The sequence below is a fragment of the Kitasatospora sp. NPDC004799 genome, assembly GCF_040609095.1.
Classification (GTDB): domain Bacteria; phylum Actinomycetota; class Actinomycetes; order Streptomycetales; family Streptomycetaceae; genus Kitasatospora.
This window is the reverse complement of sequence record NZ_JBEXJK010000489.1, coordinates 1-5,819: the sequence shown is the minus strand read 5'-3', so window position 1 is coordinate 5,819 and position 5,819 is coordinate 1. Positions and strand designations below refer to the sequence as shown.

The following is a 5,819-nucleotide window of genomic DNA, read 5'->3' as shown; positions in this document are numbered from 1 at the left end:
GTGGCCGGCTCGGGTGAGTCGGCCACCGGGCGGTCCGGGGCGTGCGGAAGGGCGCGGTGCGCGGTCAGGCGGTGACGCGTTCGGCCTCCGCCGGGCGGTCGGCGGGCTGCTCGGCGGCGGGGGCGTTCTCCCGGGGCTCGGGCAGGACCGCCATGATCACGCCGGAGACCACGATGGTCGCCGCCCAGGCGAGCCCGTACCGGCCGACGGGCGTGTCGGAGAGCGGGCCGGCGAACCAGTCGCACTTGGTGAAGGCGAGGCCGACCAGCAGCGCGAGCACCCAGGACACCATCGCCTGCCAGCAGAAGCCGCCCACGTACCAGTAGCGGCTGTTCCTGCTGGTGTCCATCAGCCCGGCGGCGTCGTAGCGCACCGCGCGCGACCGGCGCCGGAACATGTCCACCGCGTAGACGCCGATCCAGGCCGAGAAGGAGACGGCCAGCAGGACCAGGAAGGTGATGAAGGAGCCCAGGAAGCTCTTGGCGACCAGCATCAGCAGCAGGCCGCCGACCAGCGAGATCACCGCGTTGATGCTGACGGCCAGGGCGCGGGGCAGCCGCACGCCCATGGTCTGCGCGGTGAAGCCGGCCGAGTACATGGAGAGGCTGTTGATCAGCAGCATGCCCACGATCGCGGTCAGCAGGTAGGGTACGGCCAGCCAGGTCGGCAGCAGGTCGCCGAGGAAGGAGACCGGGTCCGCCGCGTCCGCCAGGCCGGGCGAGGCCACCGCCATCACGGCGCCCATCAGCACCATCGGCACCATCACCAGGCCGGCGCCGGAGACCGTCACGCCGACGATCTTCCGGCCGGAGGCGGCGTGCGGCAGGTAGCGGGCGAAGTCCGGGCCGGTGGGGACCCAGCTGATGCCGCCGGCGGCGATGGTGCCGATGCCGGCGATCATCATCGCGGTGGTGCCCGCGGGCTTGGCGAAGACCTCGCTCCAGTCCATGGTCGCGATCAGGTAGCCCAGCACCAGGATGCTGAAGACGCCGAAGAGGTACGTCGACCAGGTGTTGCAGACGTTCAGCGCCTTGCGGCCCAGGCCGGAGACCAGGAAGGTGCAGGCGACGAAGGCGAAGAGCGTGACGACGATCAGCGCGGTGTTGCTCTTGACGCCGAAGAGCAGGTCGAGGACGGTCAGCACCGCGTAGGCGCCGGTGACGGCGTTGATCGTCTCCCAGCCGAACCGGGCGATCCAGAGGATCGCGCCGGGGAAGAGGTTGCCGCGCACGCCGAAGGTGGCCCGGGAGAGCGTGGCCCCCGGGGCTCCGCCCCACTTCCCGGAGACCGACAGCACGCCGACCATGCCGAAGGAGACGAGCGCGGCGCACGCGGCCACGATCAGGACCTGCCAGAAGTTCAGCTGGTTGAACACCACCAGGGCCGCGCCCATGGTGAGGAGCAGGACGCTGATGTTCGCCGCGACCCAGGTCGGGAAGAGCTCGCGGACTCTGCCCCGGCGCTCGTGATCCGGGACGGGTTCGATGCCGCGGGTCTCTATCGCGCCGCCGGCGTTGGCGGTGGACAGGTTGTCCATGAGGGTGGCTCCGTGCGTGTGAAGCGGTAGGCGAATCGGTCAAAGGGGATATTCGTGGAACTCTTCGCGCGTAGCGCGGGAGTTAGGTCATCCTACTTGTCCGATTCGGCTCCGGATTCCGCCCGGGCGCCGCCCGGGCGCCGGTCCGATGGTGGACCTGTGCCGCACCGGTGCCGGAAACGAGTACGGCCCCGGGGTCACCGGGGCCGTACTCCTGAGCGCCGCGGGCCTCAGGGCTTGACGGCGACGGCCGCGTAGAAGGAGACCTGGGCGTCGGTGACGGTGGCGGGCAGCGCGTCGGCGTCGGTGTCGGCCTCGTCGAGGTGCCAGCGGTGGGCCGGGACGATGCCGGGGCCGAGCAGGTCGAGGCCGTCGAAGAGGGTGGCGAACTCGGCCTCGGGGCGCAGCTGGAGGGAGGTGCCGGCCCGGTTGTAGATCTCCTGCACCTGGGTGGCGCCGGCCGGGTCGAGCTCGGCGGTGGCGTGGGAGAGGACGAGCGCGGAGCCCGACGGCAGGGGCGCCAGGAAGTGCTCGACGATGGCGCGGGCGTCGGCGAGCTCGGGGACGAAGTGGAGCAGTGCCACCATCGACACGACCACGGGCCGGGTGAAGTCGAGGGTCTGGGCGACCTGGGGGGTGGCCAGGATGGCGGCCGGGTCGCGGACGTCGCCGTGCACGTAGGCGGTGCGGCCCTGGGGGGTGCTGGTCATCAGGGCGCGCGAGTGGGCCAGGACGACCGGGTCGTTGTCGGCGTAGACCACGCGGGCCCGCGGTTCCACGGCCTGGGCGACCTCGTGGAGGTTCGGGGAGGTGGGGATGCCGGTGCCGATGTCCAGCCACTGGCGCAGGCCGCGCCGGGCGAGGGCCCGGGTGGCGCGGCGCATGAAGGTGCGGTTCGCGTGGACCGCCGTGCGCATGGTGGGGAAGACGGTCAGGACGCGTTCGGCGGCCTCGCGGTCGACCGCGAAGTTGTCCTTGCCGCCGAGGAAGTAGTCGTACATCCGGGCGCTGTGCGGAATGTCCTGGCGTATCTGCAGGGCGACCGACTCTTCGGACCCGTACTCGGCGGCCGTCGCCACGGTCTCGTCGGTGCTCATTCCCTGCCCCTTCGTTGGTGATCATGCCAGGCCCGCCGCAGTCTAGCCAACTCGCCTTTGCCGCGCGGGAAGTCCGCCGCACCCGCACCGCTTCTCCACCGGCCGCCTCCGTGCGCCGGGCACGCGAGAGGGCCCGGGAGCGCAGTCGGCTCCCGGGCCCCTGCGTGCCGCCCGATCGCGCACACCGGCGCGTTGGAGGGGCGGGGATCAGTGGAGACCCCTGCTCGGCTTCAACGCCGGTGCCAGCGAAGCGGTTTCGGGCCTCGGCCCGGCGGCCGGGCCGAGGCCGCCGGTCAGCGCACGGTGACGGTGAACACGGGGGAGGCGGCGTCCCCGCTGATGATGCGCAGCTCGTTCAGGCCCTTGATCCCGAGCTTCACGCCGAGCGAGTAGGTGCCGGTGCGGGTCGTGGGGGCGGAGGCGGGCAGCGTGACCCACGCGCCGTGCTGCTTCTGCTGCAGGGTCACCGTGCTGCCCGCCGCGAGGCCGGTGGTCGTACCGGTGACCCGGAACAGCTGCCACGCCTCGACGGAGGTGACCGAGGGCGTGGCGGTGAGGGTGGCGGGCGCGGCGGCCACCAGGGTGACGGCGGGCGCGGGGTCGAGGGCGGGGGCGGCCGCCATGGCGGTGCCCGCCAGGGCGAGGGAGAGCGCGCTGAGGGTGGTCACGGCGGCCAGCCGCAGGGAGTTCCGCTGGGAGACGATCACGGGTGCACCCCTTTCTGAGGAGGGTTCGGCCCGGAGGCCCGATCGGTGCGATCCGGGCTCTGCCATCTGTCATCAGGTGAGACGCCCCGCCCCGCGGATGGGTTGTGGACGGATCGTCACCATCGTGTAACAGTACGCGATCACGCCGGACGTCGCATTGCCCTCGGGCCGGCGGTGTGTCCGGAACGCCACCCGGCCTCGGCCTCGGGGTGCGGCGGGGGCGCGGATCCCCGGAACCGCCGCCGGTCGCCGCAACTCGCCCGGGAGGATGGGGACATGGACACCTGGCCGCCGCCCGCCGAGGAGGGCGTCATACCCGCCGCACCGATCACCCCCGGTGACTTCCCCACCAGCCCGCTCGCCCTGCGCTCCGCCGATCCCGCCCGGCAGGCCACGGCCCGCGCGTTCGCCGTCGAGCAGGCGGCCGCCGCCGGCGGGGCGGCCGGCCTGCTGGCCCGGCTGTGGGAGGCCGCCCCGGACCTGCCGGCCCGGGTGGCCGCGCTGACCGCCGTCCACGCCCGACTGGTCGACTGGCGCTACCGACTCGCCGTCAGGATGGGCCCGCCACCCGTGGTCGGCACCGGCTTCGACCCGGAGCGCTTCCGCACCCCGATCCGGGCGGGGGACACCAACTACGACCGGCTCGGCGAGGTCGGCCGGCTGCGCGAGGACGCGCGGTGGGACCAGGCCACGCGCGGCTACACCGGGGGCCGCCCGACCCCGGCCTGGGAGGCCATGCTCCGCTACGGCCGGCTGGCCGAGCAGCGCTTCGCCGCCGAGGGCGTCGGGGGCGACGTCCTCCAGAACCGGGTGCTCCTGCCGGACGGGCGGCGGATCGCCGGCAACCGCCTGCTGCGGGGCGAAGCCGCCCGCCGGGCCGACGCCGTCCTGGCGGCCCGGGCCGCGGCCAGGGGCGTGGACACCTCCCGGCTGGAGCGCGGTGCCTGGTCGGTCTACACCGCGACCCCCGACCCCCGGGACGGCGCCGTCCTGCACTCCGCCGCGCTCGGCCTGCTGGCCCGCCCCGGGCTCACCGCCGAGGACTACCTGCTGGCGCGCTACCTGCTCTTCCAGGCCCCGCGGACCAAGAAGGGGAGCGACGCGGTGACCAGGACCTTCGTCGTCACGGTCGGCGCCGTCGCCCTCCCGGGCCGCACGCCCGCCCTGCCCGAGGACATCGACCTGCGCTGCTACGTCCTCGGCCAGGCCCGCTGTCTCCGGCCGTGAGCCGCCGGGCGGGGCGGCGAACGGTCGATGTCAGGGCCTGTCGTCGAACTCGCGTCTGCGGGGCGGCCCCAGGGCGCAAGCGCACCTCGCCGCGTGGTCGTCGGTCGCCGACGGCCCCCAGCCACTGCGGCCGGGAGGTGCCCCCACCGCCGCCTCGCGATGCACGCACCCCACCGCTGCCCCGACCGCCCTCCGGGCGAACGGCGGGAGTTCGGCGACAGGCCCTGGGGCACACGGTGGGCCGTCCGGGTCGTCGTGGATGACCACGAGGGGCTCGGCCGGCTCCGACCCGGTGCTCCGGCAGCGGTGCGGCGGCGCCGGGTTGACGTACACGCTGTCCCCGGGGTCGAGTTCGGCGCTCCGCTCGGGTCACTCCGGCGCGGCGGTGCCCGCGTGGACGAGGAGGAACTCCTCGCCCGCGGACGACGGTGACGAGCTCGGGCTCCACCTCCTCGTCCGAGAAGTGCCCGCCGACATCGGCCTGCTGGTCGTGCGCCGCCTCTCACCCACGGAACCGCCGGTCCAGTACCGCTCCAGCCGTCCGACCGGCGACGGCCGGAACGCCTCCTGGCCGGGCGGGCCCGGGTCGGCGGCCGCAGCGGGCGGCGGAGGGGCGGGCGGCGGAGGGGCGACGGATTATATGAGGAACACCGCCGGTATTGCCCCCGTCGGACTCCGTGGTTCAGGGTGGGAGCGGTGCGGCAACTCCCTCGTCCGCACCGCGAGTTGGCCACGGAGGTGCCATGGGTTCCGAAGCAGCTCACGCCGGGGACCGCGAGGCCGCGACCGGCGGGGCACGGGTGCGCGACGTGGTCCGCGACGTGGTGGCCGAGTCCGCCGCGGAGGAGCTGCCGCTCGTCGGGTGGCTGACCCGCTTCGACGACGCCTCGGCCGTGCGCCGGCTCGCCGGGCGCAGCCGGAGCGAGCCGCTGGGCTTCGGCCTGGGCGAGGTCGCCGCGCTGGTGACCCCGGTGGTGTGGCTGGCGCTGGACCAGGTGGGGCAGCGGCTCGCGGGCGCCGCGGTGGACGGCGCCGCCCGGGGCCTGCGGGCCGGGCTGCGCAAGGTCTTCCGCAAGGGGTCCGAGCCGGTGACGATTCCCCCGCTGACCCGCGAACAGCTCGTCGAGGTACGGCAGTCGGTGCTGGAGTCGGCCGCACAGCGGGGCATGGCGGAGGACCGCGCCTCGGCGATCGCGGACGCGGTGGTGGCCCGGCTGGTCCTGGCCGGACCGGGCGGCTCCGGCCCCGAGG

5 protein-coding genes are annotated in these 5,819 nt (G+C 74.4%); 2 read left to right on the top strand and 3 right to left on the bottom strand.

Annotated features, from left to right (window positions below):
- Positions 1-64: 64 nt before the first annotated feature.
- The 3 genes from ABZW03_RS36185 to ABZW03_RS36175 form a co-directional block, all read right to left on the bottom strand.
- Positions 65-1,537, bottom strand: a complete 1,473-nt coding sequence (locus ABZW03_RS36185) for a cytosine permease (protein WP_355268299.1) — start codon at positions 1,535-1,537, stop codon at positions 65-67.
- Between the two features lie 230 nt (positions 1,538-1,767).
- Positions 1,768-2,634 carry an SAM-dependent methyltransferase gene (locus tag ABZW03_RS36180; RefSeq protein ID WP_355268296.1) on the bottom strand — a complete coding sequence of 289 codons (867 nt, stop codon included), beginning with the start codon at positions 2,632-2,634 and terminating at the stop codon, positions 1,768-1,770.
- A gap of 293 nt (positions 2,635-2,927) precedes the next feature.
- Positions 2,928-3,341 (bottom strand): hypothetical protein, encoded by a 414-nt coding sequence (locus tag ABZW03_RS36175; protein ID WP_355268293.1) that lies wholly within the window; start codon positions 3,339-3,341, stop codon positions 2,928-2,930.
- Positions 3,342-3,617: 276 nt separating this feature from the next.
- Here ABZW03_RS36175 and ABZW03_RS36170 point away from each other — a divergent pair, with 276 nt between their 5' ends.
- Positions 3,618-4,568 (top strand): hypothetical protein, encoded by a 951-nt coding sequence (locus ABZW03_RS36170; protein ID WP_355268290.1) that lies wholly within the window; start codon positions 3,618-3,620, stop codon positions 4,566-4,568.
- A 743-nt stretch (positions 4,569-5,311) separates the two neighbouring features.
- On the top strand, positions 5,312-5,819 hold a 508-nt coding region (locus ABZW03_RS36165; RefSeq protein ID WP_355268287.1), incomplete at its 3' end, for a hypothetical protein.

Excerpts from the sequence above, each read along its gene's own strand:
- ABZW03_RS36185 (WP_355268299.1), bottom strand. The coding sequence starts at position 1,537 with ATGGACAACCTGTCCACCGCCAACGCCGGCGGCGCGATAGAGACCCGC.
- ABZW03_RS36180 (WP_355268296.1), bottom strand. The coding sequence starts at position 2,634 with ATGAGCACCGACGAGACCGTGGCGACGGCCGCCGAGTACGGGTCCGAA.
- ABZW03_RS36170 (WP_355268290.1), top strand. The coding sequence starts at position 3,618 with ATGGACACCTGGCCGCCGCCCGCCGAGGAGGGCGTCATACCCGCCGCA.